General features: G+C 68.4%; 14 protein-coding genes and 1 pseudogene. 9 read left to right on the plus strand and 6 right to left on the minus strand.

Annotated elements, in window-relative coordinates:
* Window positions 1-70: 70 nt before the first annotated feature.
* The 4 genes from ACV229_RS01990 to ACV229_RS02005 form a co-directional block, all read right to left on the minus strand.
* Window positions 71-433, minus strand: a complete 363-nt coding sequence (locus ACV229_RS01990) for a DUF805 domain-containing protein (protein WP_448081436.1) — start codon at window positions 431-433, stop codon at window positions 71-73.
* 229 nt (window positions 434-662) lie between these two features.
* Window positions 663-2,018, minus strand: coding sequence for an MFS transporter (locus ACV229_RS01995; RefSeq protein ID WP_448081437.1), 1,356 nt, complete (start codon window positions 2,016-2,018; stop codon window positions 663-665).
* 69 nt (window positions 2,019-2,087) lie between these two features.
* Window positions 2,088-3,449: an MFS transporter gene (locus tag ACV229_RS02000; protein ID WP_448081438.1), complete on the minus strand. Its 1,362-nt coding sequence runs from the start codon at window positions 3,447-3,449 to the stop codon at window positions 2,088-2,090.
* A 167-nt stretch (window positions 3,450-3,616) separates the two neighbouring features.
* Complete coding sequence (locus ACV229_RS02005; protein ID WP_448081439.1) at window positions 3,617-4,576, minus strand: MBL fold metallo-hydrolase; 960 nt, start codon at window positions 4,574-4,576, stop codon at window positions 3,617-3,619.
* A gap of 175 nt (window positions 4,577-4,751) precedes the next feature.
* On the opposite strand from ACV229_RS02005, the gene ACV229_RS02010 reads away from it, so the two are divergent.
* On the plus strand, window positions 4,752-6,413 hold the full coding sequence (locus tag ACV229_RS02010) for an IclR family transcriptional regulator (RefSeq protein ID WP_448081440.1): 1,662 nt from the start codon (window positions 4,752-4,754) through the stop codon (window positions 6,411-6,413).
* Window positions 6,414-7,135: 722 nt separating this feature from the next.
* Here the strand turns inward: ACV229_RS02010 and ACV229_RS02015 are convergent.
* The gene (locus tag ACV229_RS02015) at window positions 7,136-7,618 is read right to left on the minus strand and encodes an Lrp/AsnC family transcriptional regulator (RefSeq protein ID WP_448081441.1); all 483 of its coding nucleotides are present in this window, start codon (window positions 7,616-7,618) and stop codon (window positions 7,136-7,138) included.
* 286 nt (window positions 7,619-7,904) lie between these two features.
* On the opposite strand from ACV229_RS02015, the gene ACV229_RS02020 reads away from it, so the two are divergent.
* Window positions 7,905-8,561, plus strand: a complete 657-nt coding sequence (locus tag ACV229_RS02020) for a LysE family translocator (protein ID WP_448081442.1) — start codon at window positions 7,905-7,907, stop codon at window positions 8,559-8,561.
* A 26-nt stretch (window positions 8,562-8,587) separates the two neighbouring features.
* A pseudogene (locus tag ACV229_RS02025) lies at window positions 8,588-8,707 on the plus strand (DedA family protein); the annotation flags it as partial.
* A 34-nt stretch (window positions 8,708-8,741) separates the two neighbouring features.
* Here the strand turns inward: ACV229_RS02025 and ACV229_RS02030 are convergent.
* Window positions 8,742-10,400 carry an acyl-CoA synthetase gene (locus tag ACV229_RS02030; protein WP_448081443.1) on the minus strand — a complete coding sequence of 553 codons (1,659 nt, stop codon included), beginning with the start codon at window positions 10,398-10,400 and terminating at the stop codon, window positions 8,742-8,744.
* 156 nt (window positions 10,401-10,556) lie between these two features.
* Between ACV229_RS02030 and ACV229_RS02035 the strand changes: the two genes are divergently transcribed.
* From ACV229_RS02035 to ACV229_RS02060, 6 genes are all read left to right on the plus strand, one after another.
* Window positions 10,557-11,297: a Crp/Fnr family transcriptional regulator gene (locus ACV229_RS02035; RefSeq protein WP_448081444.1), complete on the plus strand. Its 741-nt coding sequence runs from the start codon at window positions 10,557-10,559 to the stop codon at window positions 11,295-11,297.
* Window positions 11,298-11,442: 145 nt separating this feature from the next.
* Entirely contained in the window at window positions 11,443-14,610 is a 3,168-nt protein-coding gene (locus ACV229_RS02040) for an efflux RND transporter permease subunit (protein WP_448081445.1), read from the plus strand.
* Window positions 14,611-14,644: 34 nt separating this feature from the next.
* Window positions 14,645-15,874 carry an efflux RND transporter periplasmic adaptor subunit gene (locus ACV229_RS02045; RefSeq protein WP_448081446.1) on the plus strand — a complete coding sequence of 410 codons (1,230 nt, stop codon included), beginning with the start codon at window positions 14,645-14,647 and terminating at the stop codon, window positions 15,872-15,874.
* Window positions 15,871-17,361: an efflux transporter outer membrane subunit gene (locus ACV229_RS02050; protein ID WP_448081447.1), complete on the plus strand. Its 1,491-nt coding sequence runs from the start codon at window positions 15,871-15,873 to the stop codon at window positions 17,359-17,361. The genes ACV229_RS02045 and ACV229_RS02050 overlap by 4 nt, the downstream gene beginning before the upstream one ends.
* A gap of 20 nt (window positions 17,362-17,381) precedes the next feature.
* Window positions 17,382-18,077 carry a heavy metal response regulator transcription factor gene (locus ACV229_RS02055; RefSeq protein ID WP_448081448.1) on the plus strand — a complete coding sequence of 232 codons (696 nt, stop codon included), beginning with the start codon at window positions 17,382-17,384 and terminating at the stop codon, window positions 18,075-18,077.
* On the plus strand, window positions 18,074-19,528 hold the full coding sequence (locus ACV229_RS02060) for a heavy metal sensor histidine kinase (RefSeq protein ID WP_448081449.1): 1,455 nt from the start codon (window positions 18,074-18,076) through the stop codon (window positions 19,526-19,528). Before ACV229_RS02055 ends, ACV229_RS02060 begins: the two co-directional genes overlap by 4 nt.
* Window positions 19,529-19,566 lie beyond the last annotated feature (38 nt).

Raw genomic sequence — 19,566 nt, forward strand, 5'->3', positions numbered from 1 at the left:
TGGCGAACGATGGCGTGGGCGTTACCGGAACCGGCCGCCCCCGCCTATCGCGTTCGCCGGCTCGGACCGCTCATGCGCCGCCGACGGCGATTTCCGCTTTGGGATCGTCGCCGAAACGATTCCGGCCCGGTGTGCCGCCGATGCAGAGGAACACCAGATTGACGATCGGAAAGAGCACCCACCAGCCGCTGTGGTCGGAATCGTGAATGCGGCGGACGGCGACCGAGATGCCCGGAATCAGGACGGCGAGACTATAGAGCTGCGCCCAGTTGGCGAGTGACCTGTCGCCGACCAGCGCGGCAATCACGCCAAAGATCGCGCCGATCACGAACGCAACGATGATGTTCACCAGAAAGAACATCCAGTATTCCTTGCGGCGAGCACGCCCGCTGAACACGGCGTAGTTTTTCAGTACCTTCAGATACCATTTCATGATTGCAGCCCCCGGAATTTGTATTGGTATTGCGCGTGCAACGCGGAAATGATCGCTTAACGGACCAGCCGACGCAACAGGAAACGATCGACGCCGCATTCGAGATTGTCGATGCCGGACAGGAGGTCCTCGCTGTAGCTGCGCTGTCATCCTTTCGTCATCGTTTCATCGACGCGCCGCCGGTTTTCGGCAAGGCTGCTCCGCCTCCGACGATCGTCCCTGCGCGCTTTCAGCGCCCTCCCTCCTGCTGCGCGACGGGCCGGATCCCCGTCAGCATCGCCACCGCGCACGCCGCGAGCAACCCGGCAATCATCAGCATCGCCGGATCCATGCTGCCGGTCCGCGTGCGGATCACGCCGACGATCCACGGCGTGATCATCCCGCTCGACACGCCGATGCTGCTGATCAGCGCAATCCCGCCCGCCGCGCCCGCGCCCGAGAAATACGCGGACGGCATCGCCCAGAACACCGGATGCGCGGCAAAGATCAGCATCGCGGCCAGCGACAGCAGCGCCATCATCGCGACGAGGCTCGGCAGATGCAGCGTCAGCAGCGCGAGCGCCGCCGCGCCGCCGAATGCGCACGCGGCGAAATGCCAACGGCGTTCCTGCCGCCGGTCCGAGCGCCGCGCGATCGCGATCAGTCCCGCCGCGCCGATCGCGTTCGGCACGATCGACAGCAGGCTGATCTGCACGACGTCATGGATGCCGAACTCGCGGATCATCAACGGCATCCAGAACAGCAGCATCAGCAGCGCGGTCGTCAGCGAGAAGTAGATGAACGCGAACAGGTACGTGCGCGGCTCGGCGAGCACCTGCCGCAGCGACGCCGCCGAATGTGCACGCAGCTGCGCGCTCGCGTGCGCGCGGTCGGCCGCGAGGTCGTCGGCCAGCCGCCGCTTGTCGTCCGGCGTCAGCCATGCGGCCTGCTCGGGCCGGTCGCACAGCCAGAACCACGCGATCACGCCGAGCAGGATGGCCGGAGCGCCTTCGATCGCGAACATCCATTGCCAGCCGTGCAGCCCGAGCACGCCCGACATCCCGCGCATGATCCAGCCGGACAGCAGCCCGCCGATCATGCCCGCGACCGCGACACCCGCATAGAAGATCGACAGCACCGACGCGCGCCGCCGCGCCGGATACCAGTAGGTCAGGTAGAACACGAGGCCCGGGAAGAAGCCGGCCTCGAACACGCCGAGCAGGAAACGCAGCACGTAGAAATGCCGTGCGCTGTCGACGGTGATCATCGCGACCGACACCGCGCCCCACAGCAGCATGATCCGCGCGAACGTGCGGCGCGCACCGAAGCGGCGCAGCAGCGCATTGCTCGGCACTTCGAACAACACGTAGCCGACGAAGAACAGCACGGCGCCGAGGCTGTACATCGCATCGGACAGGCCGAGATCCTGCCGCATCTGCAGTTGCGCGAAGCCGATGTTGCTGCGGTCGAGGATCGACACGATGTAGCAGACGAACAGGAACGGCACGATCCGCGCGCCGATGCGGCGGTACAGCGCGTCGGCGTCCGGCGCGCCGGCTTCGGAAGCGGCGCCGCGCGCCGCTTCCGCTTGAAGGGGAGCAGACATCGGTTGTCTCCTGGATGGGTTTTGTACGGCAGCGACGCTGCCGGATTCCGGCGCGGTGCGACCGTCCGCTCAGGCCTGCCGGGTCTGCCTGCCCTGCCGCAAGGGCTCGCCCTTCACGCCGAGCATCAGCGCGGCGCCGCTCGCGACCAGCAGCGCGGCCAGCAGATACACGGCGAGATCCATGCTGCCGGTGCGGGTGCGGATCAGGCCGATCACCCACGGGCTGACGATGCCGCTCGTGATGCCGATGCTGCTGATCAGCGCGATCCCCGCCGCCGCGGCCTTGCCCGACAGGTAGTGAGTCGGCACGGCCCAGAAGATCGGCAGCGCGGCGAAGATCAGCGTCGCCGCGACCGACAGGCACGCGAGCATCGCCGCGAAGCTGTGCAGATGCAGCGTCAGCGCGGCGAGCGCGAGCCCGCCGCCGATCGTGCAGCACGCGAAGTGCTTGCGGCGCTCGCCGGTGCGGTCCGACCGGCGCGCGATCAGCATCAGGCCGACCGCGCCGACCGCGTTCGGCACGACCGTGTAGAGGCTCACGGCGACGACGTCGGTCACGCCGAAATCGCGGATCATCAGCGGCATCCAGAAGTTCAGCGTCAGCGACGCGCAGGTCAGCGAGAAGTAGATGAACGCGAACAGGTAGACACGCGGATTCATCAGCGCGGCTGCGAGGCTGTGCGTACCGTGAGCGCCGTGCGCGTCGTCGCGGCCCTGCCCTTGCGCGCACAGCGACGCGACGCGTGCCTGTTCGGCCGGCGTGAGCCACGCGGCATCCTGCGGCCGGTCGACGAGGTATGCGAACGCGACGAACGCAAGCACGATCGCCGGCGCGCCTTCGATCGCGAACATCCATTGCCAGCCGTACAGGCCGAGCACGCCGCTCATGTCGCGCATGATCCAGCCCGACATCAGGCCGCCGAGCACGCCCGCGACCGCGACGCCCGCGAAGAACACCGAGATCACCGCCGCGCGCCGGTTCGCCGGGAACCAGTAGGTCAGGTACAGCACGATGCCGGGAAAGAAACCTGCCTCGAACACGCCGAGCATGAAGCGCAATACATAGAAATGCGACGGCTTCGACACGAACATCATCCCCACCGACGCGATGCCCCACAGCAGCATGATCCGCGTGAACGTGCGGCGCGCACCAAAGCGCGCGAGCAGCATGTTGCTGGGCACCTCGCAGAGCACGTAGCCGACGTAGAACACGGCCGCGCCGAGGCCGTACATCGCATCGCTGAAGCCGAGGTCGTGCTTCATCTGCAACTGCGCGAAGCCGATGTTGATGCGGTCGAGGAACGACACGACGTAGCAAAGGAACAGGAACGGGATGATCCGCCACGCGATCTTGCGGAACATCAGCTGGTCGTCGGAAGCCGGCGCGGACGCGGACGCGACCGCCGCTTCGGCAGGAACGGATTGGGGCATGTCTCTCTCCAAACGGGCTGCGCGAATCGAGCGCGCAGCAGTCTCCGAGGGCGTGCATGCGCCCTGCTTTCTTGTGAGATCGAAAACCGCGACGCGTCGCCGCTACCGGCCGCCGTCACGGAAAAAAAACGGGACGTCCGCCCGGACGCCCCGCCGTCACGTGCCGCTCACTCCTGCAGCGCGGCCCACATGTCCTTGTCGCGCTGCGCGGTCCAGATGCGCGGATGCGTGATGCCGCTCGCTTCGTCGAACGCGCGCGACACGTCGAACGGCAGGCAGTGTTCGTAGATGAACACATGGCCGAACTTCGGATCCATCGCCTCGCGCGTCAGCGCCATCGCGGCCTTCAGGTCGAGCTTCTGCTCGACGGCCTTGCGGCCCTGCGCGAGCAGCGTCGTGACGAAGTCCTTCGTGTAGTCGAGGCCCTTGTTCACGTCGGCCGGGTTCAGCAGCGCCGGGCCGCGGCCGGGCACGAGCTTCTCGGCGCCGAGCGCGCGCAGCGCCTCGAGCGTCGCCGGCCACTGTTCGAGCTGCGCATCGCCGCAATAGCACGCGGCGTCGTATTCGACGAGGTCGCCCGAGAACAGCACCTTCTGCGACGGCAGCCACACGATCGTGTCGCCCTTCGTGTGGCCCGAGCCGACATGCATGATCTTCACTTCGAGCTTGCCGAGGAACAGCGTGATCTCGCGCTCGAACACGAGCGTCGGCCAGGTCAGCCCCGGCACCGTCTCGACGCCCGCGAACAGGCGCGGGAAGCGTTCGATCTCCGACTTCATGTCGGCCTCGCCGCGCTCGACGATCATCTCCCAGGTGCCGCGGCTCGCGATCACCTGCTGCGCGCCTTCGGCGAAATACGCGGACGCGCCGAGCACGCGCACCGCGTGGTAGTGCGACAGCACGACGTGCTTGATCGGCTTGTCGGTCACGCTGCGGATCTTCGCGATCAGGTCCTGCGCCATCGCGGGCGTCGCGGTCGTGTCGACGATCAGCACGCTGTCGTCGCCGATGATCACGCCCGAGTTCGGGTCGCCTTCGGCGGTGTATGCGTAGGCGTTCTCGGAGAGCCGGGTCCAGCTGATCTTCTTCTCTTCCAGATCGGCTTGAGAGGCGAATGCTTTGGCCATGTTGCGTTCCGTGGCTGCGAGCCATGTGTTGAGGGGGATGACCGGATCATCGTCCCGCCCACAATATTTGTCAATGACAAGTTTACTTGCTATTGTCTAATACGGGTAAACGTGCGGGCCGGCGCGATAAATGGCGTCGGATACCATTCGGGTATTCCGATTTCAGGTGGACGCAGTGCAGAACGACGAAGATCGCGCGGACGACGCGCCGCAGAAGGCGCAGCGCGGCATCCAGAGTGTCGAGGTGGGCGGCCGGCTGCTCGACGCGCTCGCGCGGCAGCGCAAGCCGCTCGGGCTGTCCGAGCTCGCGGCGGCCGCGGCGCTGTCGACTGCGCAGGCGCATACGTATCTGGTGAGCCTGACGCGCCTCGCGCTCGTGAAGCGCGACGCGATCACCGGCAATTACGAGCCGGGGCCGCTGTCGCTGCGGCTCGGGCTGATGTCGATCGAGCGGCAGCCGGCCTACCGCGCGGCCGTCCCGCATGCGGCGCGGCTTGCCGACGCGGTCGGCTTCACCGTCGCGCTCAGCGTGCCGGGCGCGCTCGGGCCGACGATCGTCCGCCTCGAGCATGGTGGCTATCCGCTGCATATGAACCTGCACGTCGGCTCGGTGATGTCGCTCGAGACGACCGCGACCGGCCGCGTGTTCTCCGCATTCGCCGAACCGGCGCTGCTTGCGGCGATGGCCGCCAGCCAGGCCGGCGCCGGCCGCACGCTCGCGGGCGCCGACAGCGGCCCGTCGACGGACACCGCACGGGAGCGCGAGGCGCGTCTCGACGAGATCCGCCGGCGCGGCATCGAGCGCGGCGTCGACCTGCCGAGCCCCGGCGTCAGCAGCCTGAGCGTGCCGGTGCTCGATGCCGACGGGCGGCTGCAGCTCGCGCTGACGGTGATCGGTTCGACCGGCTCCATCGATGTCGCGTGGGACGGCCCGGTCGCGGCCGCGCTGCGGGATGCCGCGCAACAGGCGACCGCATCGCTCGGCGCGCCGGACGACGCGGCGCCGGGCGCGGCCGCCCCGTTGGTGCCGTGCATGCCGCCCGCCCTCGCCGACGACACAAAAGTGCAGCGCGGCATCAACGCGCTCGACAGCACGGGCGACCTGCTGCTCGCGCTCGTGTCGGCGGGTCGCGCGCTGCCGCTGCGCGATCTCGCGGCGGCGGCGGACATGCCCGCCGCGAAGGCGTTTCCGCATCTGGTGAGCCTGATCAAGATCGGGTTGCTGAGCCGCGACGACGCCGGCTGCTTCGACGCCGGGCCGCTCAGCCAGGCGCTCGGCCTGGTCGCGATGCAGCGCGTGTCGCCGACCCGCGACGCGGAAGCCGAGATTGTCGCGCTCGCCGAAGCGACCGACATGAGCATCGCGGCGGCGACGCTCGGGCCGCTCGGACCGACCGTGATCCGCTTCGAGGAATCGGCGCGGCCGCAGCACGTGAGCCTGCAGGTCGGCACCGTGATGTCGCTCGTCCACACCGCGATCGGCCGCACGTTCGCCGCGTGCGTGCCGGACGACGTGCTGGCCGACCTGCTCGCGGACGAGCCCGTGCGTCTTGCGAGCCGCCCGGCCGCCGAAGGCGCCGTCCGCATCGACGACGCGTTCCGCACGCAGCTCGCGCAGATCCGCGCGGAAGGCCTCGACTACGCGTTCGACGCGCCGGTGCCCGGCATCGCGACGGTCGCCGCGCCCGTCTTCGACCACACCGGCAGCATCCGGCTGGTGATCGCGATCATCGGTTCGTCGCGCGGCTTCCCGCGTGGCCGCGACAGCGATCTCGCGCAGGCGCTGCTGGCCGCCACGCGGCGGCTGTCATGGCGGTTCGGGTGGATCGGCGGGTAATCGCCGCGACCGGAATATCCGCCTTCATCCCCGCCCAGTCCCGCCCGATCGTGCTTCTCCCGCCGAGACTGCGCTCCGTCGCTGTCTCGGCGCGCGCACGTCTCACACGCCATATCGAAATTGAATCCGGACGCCACGGGTAGCACACGCGCCTGCGCCGAGCCGAGCCGAGCCGGATCAAGCACCGCAAGGCAAGGAAGCAGCAGCGTGCCGCGGGCGGAGACGGCACACGTCATGTTGCGCCGCGGCAACAAAATGAGGTTGTAATTCCCATATTACAAAATCACATTTCACAACGCGGCGGGATTCCCTTATGATTAGGGTTATCCCTAACTCGCCACCTTAATGGGGCTCCGTCATGCAAACGTCTAATGTCTCCGACCGTTCCAACCAATCCGCTGGCTGGCTCGAGCGTGTTGGCTCGCTGCTTGCAGAAGCATGGGCAATCCACCTCGAAAACTGCGCGATCATCGCTGAAGCGCACGCGCGCCTCCCGCGCTGAACGGAACGACCGGACGCCGGCCGGCGTACGATCGCCGGCCTTTGCTTGTGGCTGTGCGCGCTGAACGCGCACGCCGTCCGGTACAGGACAGCTGCACCGTGAGCCCGGAAACGGGCTGACCACGCTTCCGATACAGGCGCTCACCGCCCCTCCACCGCGCGATCGCGCAGCCCTGCGGGTCGATCCTTCACCGAAGGCCGGCCAACCGCCCCCCGCACACTCACACCTGAATCGACGGCACGTCCTTCATGCAGCGCAGCGCGAACATCGAGCGGCTGTGGCGGATGCTCGAAATCTTGTACAGCTTCTCGCGCAGGAACCGCTCGTATCCGGCCGTGCCATCCACGGCGACCTTGATCCAGTAGTCGTAGTCACCCGACACCAGATAGGCCTCGAGCACCTCGGGCAGCGCCGCGAGTTCCGCGCCGAAGCGGGCCAGCGCGTCGTCCTCGTGACGATCGAGCGTCACTTCGAGGATCACGATGTCCGCGTAACCGAGCATGCGCTGGTTGACGAGCGCGACATAGCCGTCGATGTAGCCGTCGAGTTCGAGTTGCCGCGTGCGATTCCAGCACGAGGTCGTCGACATCCCGATCTGTTCGGCGAGTTCGGCGTTCGAAAGGCGCGCGTTTTTCTGCAGTGCGCCGAGGATCTTGCGGTCCTGATTGTCGAGCGTTTTCGGTGAGCGTTCGCGTGTAGCCATGACAGGAAGAATCTTCTACTGAAAACTCGAATTCTATCTGAACAGGATTCCGGTTTTCGCGCCAATCAGCTGGAAAACAGGAAGCCTTTTAACCTGCCGGCTTGATACATTTTCTCCATGCCTGATGCCCGGCACGCTCCCCGCGACAACCCCTTCGCAGCGGGACGCATGGCCGCAATCACGAGTTGCGGTGCCGGGCACGCAGGCATTCGATCACCGCCGCCCGTGCGCCTATCCGGCCGCGTACGACGCCGGTGCCTGTCTCCCCGTTCTTGCACTTCCTGTCATGTCGTTCAGGCTTTACCTGTCGTTCCTTGCTGCTTCCATCGTTCTCGTTTACGCCCCCGGCCCCGTCAACCTCCTCACGATGAACCAGGCGCTGCGCACCGGCTGGCGGCGCGCACTGCCTTGCGTATGGGGCGGCACGCTCGCCGTATTGTTGCAACTCGCGCTGACCGCGCTATGCCTGAACTCGCTCGTGCATATCGACGCGCGCGCGCTCACCGTGCTGCGCTGGACGGGCGCCGCGTATCTGGTCTGGCTCGGGTGCAAGCAATGGATCAACCGTGCGCCGGCCAACGCGCCCGCCGCATCCGCATCGGCATCGGCATCGGCCGGAATCGTCGAGCCGCCATCCGACGCCGGACGCGCACTGTTCTGGCGCGGCGTCGCGACCTCGGGCCTGAATCCGAAGACGCTGCTGTTCTTTCCGTCGTTCTTTCCGCAATTCATCAGCACGAACGCCGAATGGAGCCTGAACCTTCAGTTTCTGTTGCTCGCGGCGACGTTCGCGCTGATGTTCGCGGGTGGCGTCGCGTCGATGGCGCTGTTCTCGCACCGGCTGAGCCGCGCGTTGCAGCGGCCGGCGCGGATGCGCGCGATGAACCGCGTGACGGGCGGCCTGCTCGTCGGCATGGGCGCGATCATGGCCGGCTGGAATTGAACGTGCGAACGCGCGGCCCGCGTGTTGCCCGGCCGCTGACGGTGATCGCCGGCGTGCTGCGCGAACCGCTGCCGAACTCCGTCGCGATCGTCACGCTCGCGACGGTGGGCCGCTGTCTCGCGATCGCCTGGCTCGCCCCGCGTTGACGCGGCGTGCGCAAGTCGCACGCCGCGCGCCTGCTCACCCCTTCTTCGCGTCGCCCGCCAGATCGATCGCCTTGTCCGAGCCGACCGCATTGCGGAGCTGGAATTTCTGGATCTTGCCGGTCGACGTCTTCGGCAGCTCCCCGAAGCGCACGACCTTCGGCACCTTGAAGCCCGCCAGAAGCTGGCGGCAGTGCGCGATGATCTCCTCCTCGGTGGCGCTCGCACCGTCGCGCAGCTCGACGAACGCGCACGGCACCTCGCCCCACTTCGGGTCCGGCATCGCGACGACGGCTGCGACCGCGACGGCCGGATGCCGGTACAGCGCGTCCTCGACCTCGATGCTCGAGATGTTCTCGCCGCCCGAGATGATGATGTCCTTGCGGCGATCCTTGATGCGGATGTACCCGTCCGGCGTCAGCACGCCGAGATCGCCGGTATGGAACCAGCCGCCGTGGAATGCCTCGTCGGTCGCGTGCGGGTTCTTCAGGTAGCCCTTCATGCAGATGTTGCCGCGGAACATGATCTCGCCGAGCGTTTCACCGTCGGCCGGCACCGGCGCCATCGTGTCGGGGTCGAGCACCGTCGCGCCCGCTTCCAGGTGGTAGCGCACGCCCTGCCGCGCGTTGAGCCGCGCGAGCTCGTCGTCGGGCAGCTCGTCCCAGTGCGCCTGCTTCGCGCAGACCGTCGCGGGGCCGTACACCTCGGTCAGCCCGTACACGTGCAGCAGGTCGAAGCCGATCTCCTTCATCTTCGCGATCACGGCCGGCGCCGGCGCCGCGCCCGCGACCATCGCGTGCACCGTATGGTCGATCCCTTCGCGCCACTCGGCCGGCGCGTTCGCGATCGCGCTCTGCACGATCGGCGCGCCGCAGTAGTGCGTGATGCGCTCGCGGCGGATCAGGTCGAACACCGTCTTCGCGTCGAACTTGCGCAGGCAGATGTTCACGCCCGCACGCGCCGCAACGGCCCACGGGAAACACCAGCCGTTGCAGTGGAACATCGGCAGCGTCCACAGGTAGACCGCGTGCTTCGGCATATCCCATTCGAGGATGTTGCTGATCGCGGCCAGGTACGCGCCGCGGTGGTGATAGACGACGCCCTTCGGGTCGCCGGTCGTGCCGGACGTGTAGTTCAGCGCGATCGCGTCCCATTCGTCGGCGGGCGGCGTCCACGCGTAGCCGGGGTCGCCGCCGGCGACGAACGCCTCGTAGTCGGTCGCGCCCGCGAAGCGCGCGGGGTCGGCCGGCATCGCGTCGGCGACGCTGACGATCTTCAGCCCCGGGATTTCCAGCGCCGCGCGCTGCGCGAGCTCCGCGTATTCGGTATCGACGATCAGCACCTTCGCTTCGCCGTGGCGCAGCATGAACAGCACCGACGCGATGTCGAGTCGCGTATTGATCGTATTGAGCACGGCGCCCGCCATCGGCACGCCGAAGTGCGCCTCGACCATCGCCGGGATGTTCGGCAGCACGGCCGCGACGGTGTCGCCGCGGCCGACGCCGGCCTGCGCAAGCGCGCTCGCAAGGCGACGCGCGCGTGCGTAGGTTTCGCGCCACGTGCGCCGCACGTCGCCGTGCACGATCGCGAGGCGCTCGCCGTAGACCTCGGCCGTGCGCACCAGGAAGTCGATCGGCGTGAGCGGCACGTAATTGGCGTCGCGGCGAGCGAGGCCGGCTTCGAACATCTGCGTCATGATCCTGTCTCCCACGAGGCGCATGCGCCTCGAATCGTTTTGATATGGTTCAATTCGAGATAGCCTAACGGGCGATATTGTGGGGCGTCTGTCATCGAAACGACAGAGTCCTCCGCACGCCCCGCGTGTTATCCCTATCCTCGCAAACCCGGATCCATGCACGACGACGTTCTCGCTCCCCTCGACGCACCCGCGCCCGACGTGCCGGCCGAGCCCGCCCCGCTGCCCGTGCTGTTCGGCCAGTGCGCGTGGTTCCGCGCGCTCGCCCCCGAACACCAGGCGCTCGTGCTCGCCCAGTCTCATGCCGAATGCCGCGACGCGGGCGACGTGATCGCGCGGCGGCTCGCGCCGTCCGAATACTGGATCGGCGTACATCGCGGGCTGCTGAAGCTCGCGATCTTCAACGCGTCGGGGCGCGGCTGCACGTTCTCCGGGGTGCCGTCGGGCGGCTGGTTCGGCGAAGGCAGCGTGATCAAGCGCGAGCCGCGCAAGTACGAGGTCGTCGCGATCCAGCGCTCGACGGTGCTGTTCGTGCCGGCCGACACGTTCCATGCGCTGCTCGACAGCAGCCTGCCGTTCACCCGCTTCGTGATCCATCAGCTGAACAACCGGATGGGCGAGTTCATCGCGTCGATCCAGAACAGCCGGCTGCTCGACGTCGACGCGCGCGTCGCGCAGTCGCTCGCGCAGCTGTTCAACCCGAGCCTCTACCCGGACACGGGCCCGGCGCTCGCGATCTCGCAGGAAGAACTCGGCATGCTGGTCGGCGTGTCGCGCCAGCGGATCAACCAGGCGCTGCAGCAGCTGGAAAAACGCGGCGTGCTGCGGCTCGCGTACAACCAGATCGAGGTCGTCGACCTGGCGGAACTCGCGCGGGTCGGGATGGAGCAGATCTGAACGGTCTGACCATCCCGACCCATTCGCGGCCGCGCGCACGAAACTGACAATTCCGCCAGTTTCGTGTCAGTAACCCGCTTGGCGCGCGCGCCTATCATTCGGGTGCCCATTACCAACGTCTGACCGCCGCCTCCCCGCTGCTTCCATGTGGATCGTCAATCTCGCGCTCAGGCGCCCGTACACGTTCATCGTGATGGCCATCATGATCGTGCTGGCCACCCCGCTCGCACTGATGCGCACGCCCGTCGACGTGCTGCCGTCGATCAACATCCCGGTGATCAGCGTGATCTGGAATTACAACGGGCTGTCGGCGAAGGAGATGACGGACCGCATCACGTCGGTGCATGAGCGGATCCTGACGACGACCGTCAACAACATCCAGCACATCGAGTCGACGACGCTGCCCGGCACCGCGGTCGTCAAGGTGTTCCTGCAGCCGGGCGCGAACGTGCAGACCGCGATCGCGCAGACCGTGTCGTCCGCGCAGGCGATCGTGCGGCAGATGCCGCAAGGCGCGACGCCGCCGCTCGTGATCACCTATTCCGCGTCGAGCATCCCGGTGATCCAGCTCGGGCTGTCGAGCAAGACGCTCGGCGAGGAGTCGCTCGCCGACATCGCGCTGAACTTCCTGCGCCCGCAGCTGATCACGATTCCCGGCGCACAGGTGCCGTTCCCGTACGGCGGCCGCACGCGCGTCGTCGCGGTCGACATCGATTCGAAGGCGCTGATGTCGAAGGGCCTCACGCCCGCCGACGTCGTCAACGCGGTCAACGCACAGAACCTCGTGCTGCCGACCGGCACCGCGAAGATGGGCCAGACCGAATACCGGATCGACACCAACGCGTCTGCCGACACCATCGCCGACATCAGCCGCCTGCCGCTGCAGACCGTGAACGGCGCGACCACCTATCTCGGCGAGGTCGCGGCCGTGCGCGACGGCTTCTCGCCGCAGACCAACATCGTGCGGCAGAACGGCCAGCGCGGGGTGCTGGTGTCGATCCTGAAGAGCGGCGACGCGTCGACGCTGAAGGTCGTGTCCGACCTGAAGACACTGTTGCCGAAGGTGATCCCGACGCTGCCGGAAGGCCTCACGGTCACGCCGCTGTTCGACCAGTCGGTGTTCGTCAACGCCGCCGTGCAGGGCGTGATCCACGAGGCGCTGATCGCCGCCGTGCTGACCGCGCTGATGATCCTGCTGTTCCTCGGCAACTGGCGCAGCACGCTGATCATCGCGATCTCGATCCCGCTGTCGATCTTCACGTCGCTGATCGCGCTGTCGGCGCTCGGCGAGACGATCAACATCATGACCCTCGGCGGGCTCGCGCTCGCGGTCGGCATCCTGGTGGACGACGCGACCGTGACGATCGAGAACATCGAGCGCCACCTGCATCTCGGCACCGGGCTGCACGACGCGATCCTCGAAGGCGCGGGCGAGATCGCGGTGCCGGCGTTCGTGTCGACGCTGTGCATCTGCATCGTGTTCGTGCCGATGTTCTTCCTGACGGGCGTCGCGCGCTTCCTGTTCGTGCCGCTCGCCGAGGCCGTCGTGTTCGCGATGCTCGCGTCGTACGTGCTGTCGCGCACGCTCGTGCCGACGATGGCGATGTTGCTGTTCCGCCCGCAGCAGGCAACTGTCGGGCCCGATCATTCGACGTCGCGCTTCGCGCGCGTGCATCACCGTTTCAACCACGCGTTCGAGCGGCTGCGCGCGTCGTACATCGTGCTGCTCAGCATGCTGCTGGTGCGCCGCCGCTTCTACGCGATGTGCTTTCTCGGCTTCTGCGTGCTGTCGACGGGGCTCGTGTTCGCGCTCGGCCGCGACTTCTTCCCGAATGCCGATTCCGGCAACATCCGGCTGCACATGCGCGCGCCGACCGGCTACCGGATCGAGGAGACCGCGCGCCTCGCCGACGAGGTCGAACGCGTCGTGCGCGAGATCGTGCCGCCGGACGAGCTCGGCGCGATCGTCGACAACCTCGGGCAGCCGATCAGCGGCATCAACCTGTCGTACAGCAACGCGGGCACGATCGGCTCGCTCGACGGCGAGATCCTGATCGCGCTGAAGCCCGGCCACGCACCGACGCAGCGTTACGTCGAGGCGCTGCGCGCGCGCTTGCCGGAACGCTTCCCCGGCGCCGAATTCTTCTTCCAGCCGTCGGACATCATCACGCAGATCCTCAACTTCGGTCAGCCGGCCGCGATCGACGTGCAGGTGCTCGGCAACGATCTCGCGAGTAACATGGCAATCGCGAGCCGCCTGATGAAAAAAGTCAGGCAAATCCCCGGCGCGGTCGACGCGCACGTGCTGCAGCGCAACGACCAGCCGACTCTCGTAGCCGACATGGACCGCACGCGCATGCAGCAGCTCAACCTCTCCGCGCAGAATGTCGCGCAGAACATGCTGATCTCGCTGTCCGGCAGCGCGCAGACGACGCCGTCGTTCTGGGTGAACCCGAAGACGGGCGTGCAGTACCCGCTCGCGATCCAGTCCCCGCAATACGACATCGGCTCGGTCGGCGACCTGCTCGGCACGCCCGTGTCCGCGGGCCGCACCGGCGAGCCGCTGCAACTGCTCGGCAACCTCGTGCAGATGCGCACCGTGAGCGAGCCGGCCGTGTTCACGCACTACAACATCCGCCCGGCGATCGACCTGTACGTGAGCGTCGAGGGCCGCGACCTCGGCTCGGTCGCGGACGAGATCGGCAAGATCGTGTCCGACGCGCGCGCGACGCTGCCGCGCGGCACCGCGCTGACGATGCGCGGCCAGATCGAGACGATGCGCACGTCGTACATCGGGCTCGGTGCGGGCGTCGCGATGGCGATCGTGCTCGTGTACCTGCTGATCGTCGTGAATTTCCAGTCGTGGCTCGACCCGCTGATCATCATCAGCGCAATGCCCGCCGCGCTCGCCGGCATCGCGTGGATGCTGTTCATCACCGGCACGCACCTGAGCGTGCCCGCGCTGACGGGCGCGATCATGACGGTCGGCGTCGCGACCGCGAACAGCATTCTCGTCGTGTCGTTCGCGCGCCAGCGCCTCGCGGCCGGCGCGCCGCCGCTCACTGCCGCGCTCGAGGCCGGCGCGACCCGGATCCGCCCGGTGCTGATGACCGCGCTCGCGATGATCATCGGCATGGTGCCGATGGCGCTCGGGCTCGGCGAAGGCGCCGAGCAGAACGCGCCGCTCGGCCGCGCGGTGATCGGCGGGCTGCTGTTCGCGACGGTATCGACGCTGCTGTTCGTCCCGCTCGTGTTCGCGGGCGTCCATGCGCGGCTCGCGCGGCGGCGCGCGCGCAAGGCCGCCGGACACTGACCTGCCAAGCCTATTGATCTGACCGGTTGAATTCATGGAAGAGAAACATCACAGCTCCGTCGGCATCCAGGTAGACGAACACGGGCTCGACCTGCCCGCGCGGGCGGGCGTCTGGCGCCGTGCGCGGATCGTGCTGATCGTGGTCGGCGTGCTGCTGGCGGCAGGCGCTGCGCGCACCGTCGTCACGAACGTCGTGAACCGCAACCGGCTCGACGCGATCACCGAGCAGAACGCGCGTCAGTACGTGAGCGTCGTACACCCGGCCGATGCCGCGCACGGCGGCCACCTGACGCTGCCCGGCACGCTGCGCGGCTTCGTCGAGGCGCCGATCTACGCGCGTGCGAGCGGCTATGTGCTGCGCTGGCAGGCCGACATCGGCGCGCACGTGAAGCAGGGCCAGCTGCTCGCCGAGCTCGACACGCCGGAGCTGAACCAGGAGCTCGCGCAGGCGAGCGCGCAGCGCCAGCAGGCGCAGGCGGCGCTCGCGCTCGCGAAGACGTCGTTCGACCGCGCGCAGCAGCTGCGCCAGCGCGACGCCGTCTCGCAGCAGGAACTCGATGACCGGCAAGGTGCGTACAACCAGGGCGCCGCGAACCTCGCGGCAGCCGACGCGAACGTGCGCCGGCTGACCGAGCTGAAGGGCTTCCAGCGGATCGTCGCGCCGATCGACGGGATCGTCACGCAGCGCAACGTCGACGTCGGCGATCTCGTCAACTCCGGCAACGGCGGCCGGTCGCTGTTCACCGTCGTGCAGGCCGACCGGCTGCGCCTCTACGTGCAGGTGCCGCAGGCCTATGCGCAGCAGGTCAAGACCGGCCAGCACGTGAGCGTCGCGCAGGCCGAGCTGCCGGGCCAGACATTCGACGGGACGATCACGCGCACGGCCGAAGCCATCGACGTCGCCACCCGTTCGCTGCAGATCGAGATCACGCTGCCGAACCCCGACGGCCGGCTGCTGCCGGGCGCCTATGTGCAGGCGACGCTGCCGATGACGCCGGTCGGCCGCCTGTCGGTGCCGGCCAACACGCTGCTGTTCCGCGCGGAAGGCCCGACGGTCGCGACCGTCGACGCGAACGGGCAGATTCGCCTGAAGCCGGTGACGGTCGTGCGCACGGTCGGTCAGACGCTCGAGATCGACGGCCCCGTCACGCCGGACGACCGCCTCGTCGTGAACCCGAGCGATTCGGTCGCGAACGGCGATCCGGTCGCTGTGACGAACGCGGCGCCGAAGCCGGCGTCCGCCGCCGCGGGGGCAAAGACGTGACGCGCACCCGCTTCGCGCTGCGGCCGGCCGCGCTGGCCGCCGCGCTCGCCACCCTCGCCTCGCTGACCGGCTGCACCGTCGGCCCCGACTACCGGCGGCCCGACGTCGACACGCCCGCCGCGTGGCACGTCGATCCGGCCGATGCGTACTGGCAGCCGGCCGCGCCCGCGCATGCACCGCTCGATCCCGCGTGGTGGACCGCGTTCGGCGATCCGCAGCTCGACGCGCTCGAGACCGAGGCCTTGCGCAACAACCAGAGCCTCAAGGTTGTCGCCGCACGCTACGACCAGGCGAAGGCGACGCTGGCGTCCGTCGCGTCCGCGCAGTATCCGGCCGTCAACCTGAACGCGAGCGGCCAGCGCTTCAAGATCTCCGCGGACCGGCCGCAGACGAACTACGCGACAGCGAGCGCGTCGACCGTGCAGAACGACATCCAGGTGGGCGCGAGCGTCAGCTACGAACTCGACCTGTTCGGCCGCGTGCGGCGCAGCGTCGAATCGGCGCACGCGAGCACCGAGCAGGCGCGCGACGATTTCGCGAACGCGCGCCTCGTGCTGACCGCGGATCTCGCGTCGAGCTACCTGTCGCTGCGCGAGCTCGACACCGAGATCGACGTCGTCAACCGGTCGATCGACCTCCAGCAGAAGGCGCTCGACTATGTGTCGGCGCGCCACGACCTCGGCGCGGTGTCGGGGCTCGACCTGCTGCAGCAGCGCGCGCAGCTCGACGCGACGCGCACGCAGGCGCAACTGCTGATCCAGCAGCGCGCGCAGGTCGAAACCGCGCTCGCGACGCTCGTCGGCACGCCCGCGCCATCGTTCTCGCTGCCGCCGCGCGTCGTGCCGATCAACGCGCCGCCGCTGCCGACCGGCGTGCCGAGCGACGTGCTGCAGCGCCGTCCCGACGTCGCGTCGGCCGAGCGCGCGATGGCCGCCGCGAACGCCCAGATCGGCGTCGCGCGCGCCGCGTATTTCCCGCGCATCACGCTGTCGCCCGACATCGGCTGGGATGCGACGCGCTTCTCGGGGCTCTTCACGGTACCGGCGCTGCTGTGGTCAGTCGGCGCTTCCGTGAGCCAGCCGCTGTTCGAAGGCGGCCGGCTGAAAGCCGGCGTCGATTTCGCGCAGGCGGGCTACGTCGCCGCACAGGCGAACTACCGGCAGACCGTGCTCACCGCGTTCCAGGAGGTGCAGAATGCGGTCACGGGCCTGTCGGTGCTCGACGAGGCCGCGCGGCAAGCCGCCGCCGCGGTCGACGACGCGCGCAAGCTGGTCGCGCTCGCGCAGGACCGCTACGCCGGCGGTCTGACGCCGTTCATCGACGTGCTGACCGCCGAGCAGCAGCAGCTGACGAGCGAACGCCAGGCCGTGCAGATCCAGGGCCAGCGCGCGGCGCTCGTCGTGTTCCTCGCGAAGGCGCTCGGCGGCGGCTGGGACGTCGGCACGGCGGCCGGCCCCGCGACGTCCGAGGTCGCGACGGCCCGATAACTCCGACAACGGAACCGAACATGAAAGTCCTGATCGTCGAAGACGAACCGAAGGTGGTCGAATACCTGAAGAGCGGCCTCGCCGAGGAAGGCTGGGTCGTCGATACCGCGCTCGACGGCGAGGACGGCGCATGGAAGGCCGTCGAGTTCGACTACGACGTGGTCGTGCTCGACGTGATGCTGCCGAAGCTCGACGGCTTCGGCGTGCTGCGTGCGCTGCGCGCGCAAAAGCAGACGCCCGTGATCATGCTGACCGCGCGCGACCGCGTCGACGACCGCGTGCGCGGGCTGCGCGGCGGCGCGGACGACTACCTGACGAAGCCGTTCTCGTTCCTCGAGCTGATCGAGCGGCTGCGCGCGCTGACGCGCCGCGCGCGTGTGCAGGAGTCGACGCTGATCTCGATCGGCGACCTGCGCGTCGACCTGATCGGCCGCCGCGCGACGCGCGACGGCACGCGCCTCGACCTCACGGCACAGGAGTTCCAGCTGCTCGGCGTGCTCGCGCGCCGCAGCGGCGAAGTGCTGTCGAAGACGACGATCGCCGAACTCGTGTGGGACGTGAACTTCGACAGCAACGCGAACGTCGTCGAGACCGCGATCAAGCGATTGCGCGCGAAGCTCGACGGCCCGTTCGCCGACAAGCTGCTGCACACGATCCGCGGCATGGGCTACGTCCTCGAGGTGCGCGAGGACGGCGACGGCGAGAGGCACGCATGAAACGATCGATCACGCTGCGCCTGTCCGCGATGTTCGGCATCGTGTCGTTCCTCGTGTTCACGCTGGTCGGCTGCGGCCTGTTCGTGATGATGGAGCGGCAGCTGTTCGCGGAACTGCGCGCGACGCTCGACACGCGCACGAAAGTGGTCGAGATGATCGTGTCGCATGTCAACACGGCCGCGCGCTGGCACCTCACGCAGGAAAAGCTCGCCGATCTCCAACCACCGGACGGCTCGACGCACTATCAGGTCGACGGCCCCGATCCGGCGTTCCGCTTCGGGCATCCGGTGAACGGCACGCCGCATGGCGCACCGTTCGGCACGTACCAGCGCTACCGGTTCAACGACAGCAGCTACGACGTGATGACGAAGACCGTGACGGTAGCCGGCAGCGGCGAGCGGCCGGCGCTGAAGCTGGTCGTCGCGACATCGTGCGAGCGCACGCAGCGGATGCTGCGGCGCTTCGGGTGGACGCTGGCCGCGCTGATCGCGGTCGCGACCGGCATCACGCTGCTGCTCGGCCGCGCGGTCGCGCGCTTCGGCCTCGCGCCGCTCGACCGCCTGTCGCAGGAGGCGGCGGCCGTCAATCACGTGAACCGGCATCAGCGGCTGAAGACCGACGCACTGCCCGCCGAGTTGCGCGATCTCGCCGCGTCGTTCAACGGCGCGCTCGAACGGATCCAGCAGGCCTACGAGCGGCTCGAGGCGTTCAACGCGGATGTCGCGCACGAGCTGCGCACGCCGGTCAGCATCCTGATCGGCCAGACGCAGGTCGCGCTGACGAGCCGCGATCGCTCGGTCGAGCGGATGCGTCAGACGCTGCAGTCGAACCTCGAGGAATTCGAGCGGCTGCGCGTGATCGTCAACGACATGCTGTTCCTGTCGCGCAGCGATCGCGGCGAACGCGCGAGCGACCTGAAGGACGTGTCGCTCGCGGACGAGGTGCGGCGCATGCTCGACTTCCTGGAGATTCCGCTCGACGAGGCGCAATTGCATGCCGAGCTGCACGGCGATGCGCGCGCGAGCGTCGACCCGTCGCTGTTCCGCCGCGCGATGACGAACCTGCTGATCAATGCGATCCAGCATTCGGCGCCGGGCGCGACGCTGCACGTGACGATCACGCGTCGCGACGCGCTCGTCGAGCTGTCGGTCGCGAACCCCGGCGCGCCGATTGACGTCGCGCACCGCGCGCACATGTTCGAGCGCTTCTACCGGCTCGAGGAAGCCCGCGCGAACAGCAAGGAGAACCACGGGCTCGGGCTGTCGATCGTCAAGGCCGTCGCGGAAATGCATGGCGGCAGCGTGTTCGTCGCGTGCGCGGGCGGCGTCAATACGTTCGGCTTCTCCGTATCGACGCAGCCGTGCGCCGGCGGCGCGATCCAGCCGGGCGAGCCGGCGCGGGCGGCGGACGCGTCCCCGGCCCCGACCGGTGCGCCGCGCGCGCTGCACTGACGCATCGCGCCCTGTCCGCGGCGCGTGCCGCCGAATGT

The organism is Burkholderia sp. MR1-5-21, assembly GCF_053427715.1.

Coding starts and splice junctions, on each gene's coding strand:
- ACV229_RS02055 (WP_448081448.1), top strand. CDS start 17,382: ATGAAAGTCCTGATCGTCGAAGACGAACCGAAGGTGGTCGAATACCTG.
- ACV229_RS01995 (WP_448081437.1), bottom strand. CDS start 2,018: ATGTCTGCTCCCCTTCAAGCGGAAGCGGCGCGCGGCGCCGCTTCCGAA.
- ACV229_RS02030 (WP_448081443.1), bottom strand. CDS start 10,400: ATGACGCAGATGTTCGAAGCCGGCCTCGCTCGCCGCGACGCCAATTAC.
- ACV229_RS02000 (WP_448081438.1), bottom strand. CDS start 3,449: ATGCCCCAATCCGTTCCTGCCGAAGCGGCGGTCGCGTCCGCGTCCGCG.
- ACV229_RS02015 (WP_448081441.1), bottom strand. CDS start 7,618: ATGGCTACACGCGAACGCTCACCGAAAACGCTCGACAATCAGGACCGC.
- ACV229_RS01990 (WP_448081436.1), bottom strand. CDS start 433: ATGAAATGGTATCTGAAGGTACTGAAAAACTACGCCGTGTTCAGCGGG.
- ACV229_RS02060 (WP_448081449.1), top strand. CDS start 18,074: ATGAAACGATCGATCACGCTGCGCCTGTCCGCGATGTTCGGCATCGTG.
- ACV229_RS02045 (WP_448081446.1), top strand. CDS start 14,645: ATGGAAGAGAAACATCACAGCTCCGTCGGCATCCAGGTAGACGAACAC.
- ACV229_RS02035 (WP_448081444.1), top strand. CDS start 10,557: ATGCACGACGACGTTCTCGCTCCCCTCGACGCACCCGCGCCCGACGTG.
- ACV229_RS02005 (WP_448081439.1), bottom strand. CDS start 4,576: ATGGCCAAAGCATTCGCCTCTCAAGCCGATCTGGAAGAGAAGAAGATC.
- ACV229_RS02020 (WP_448081442.1), top strand. CDS start 7,905: ATGTCGTTCAGGCTTTACCTGTCGTTCCTTGCTGCTTCCATCGTTCTC.
- ACV229_RS02040 (WP_448081445.1), top strand. CDS start 11,443: ATGTGGATCGTCAATCTCGCGCTCAGGCGCCCGTACACGTTCATCGTG.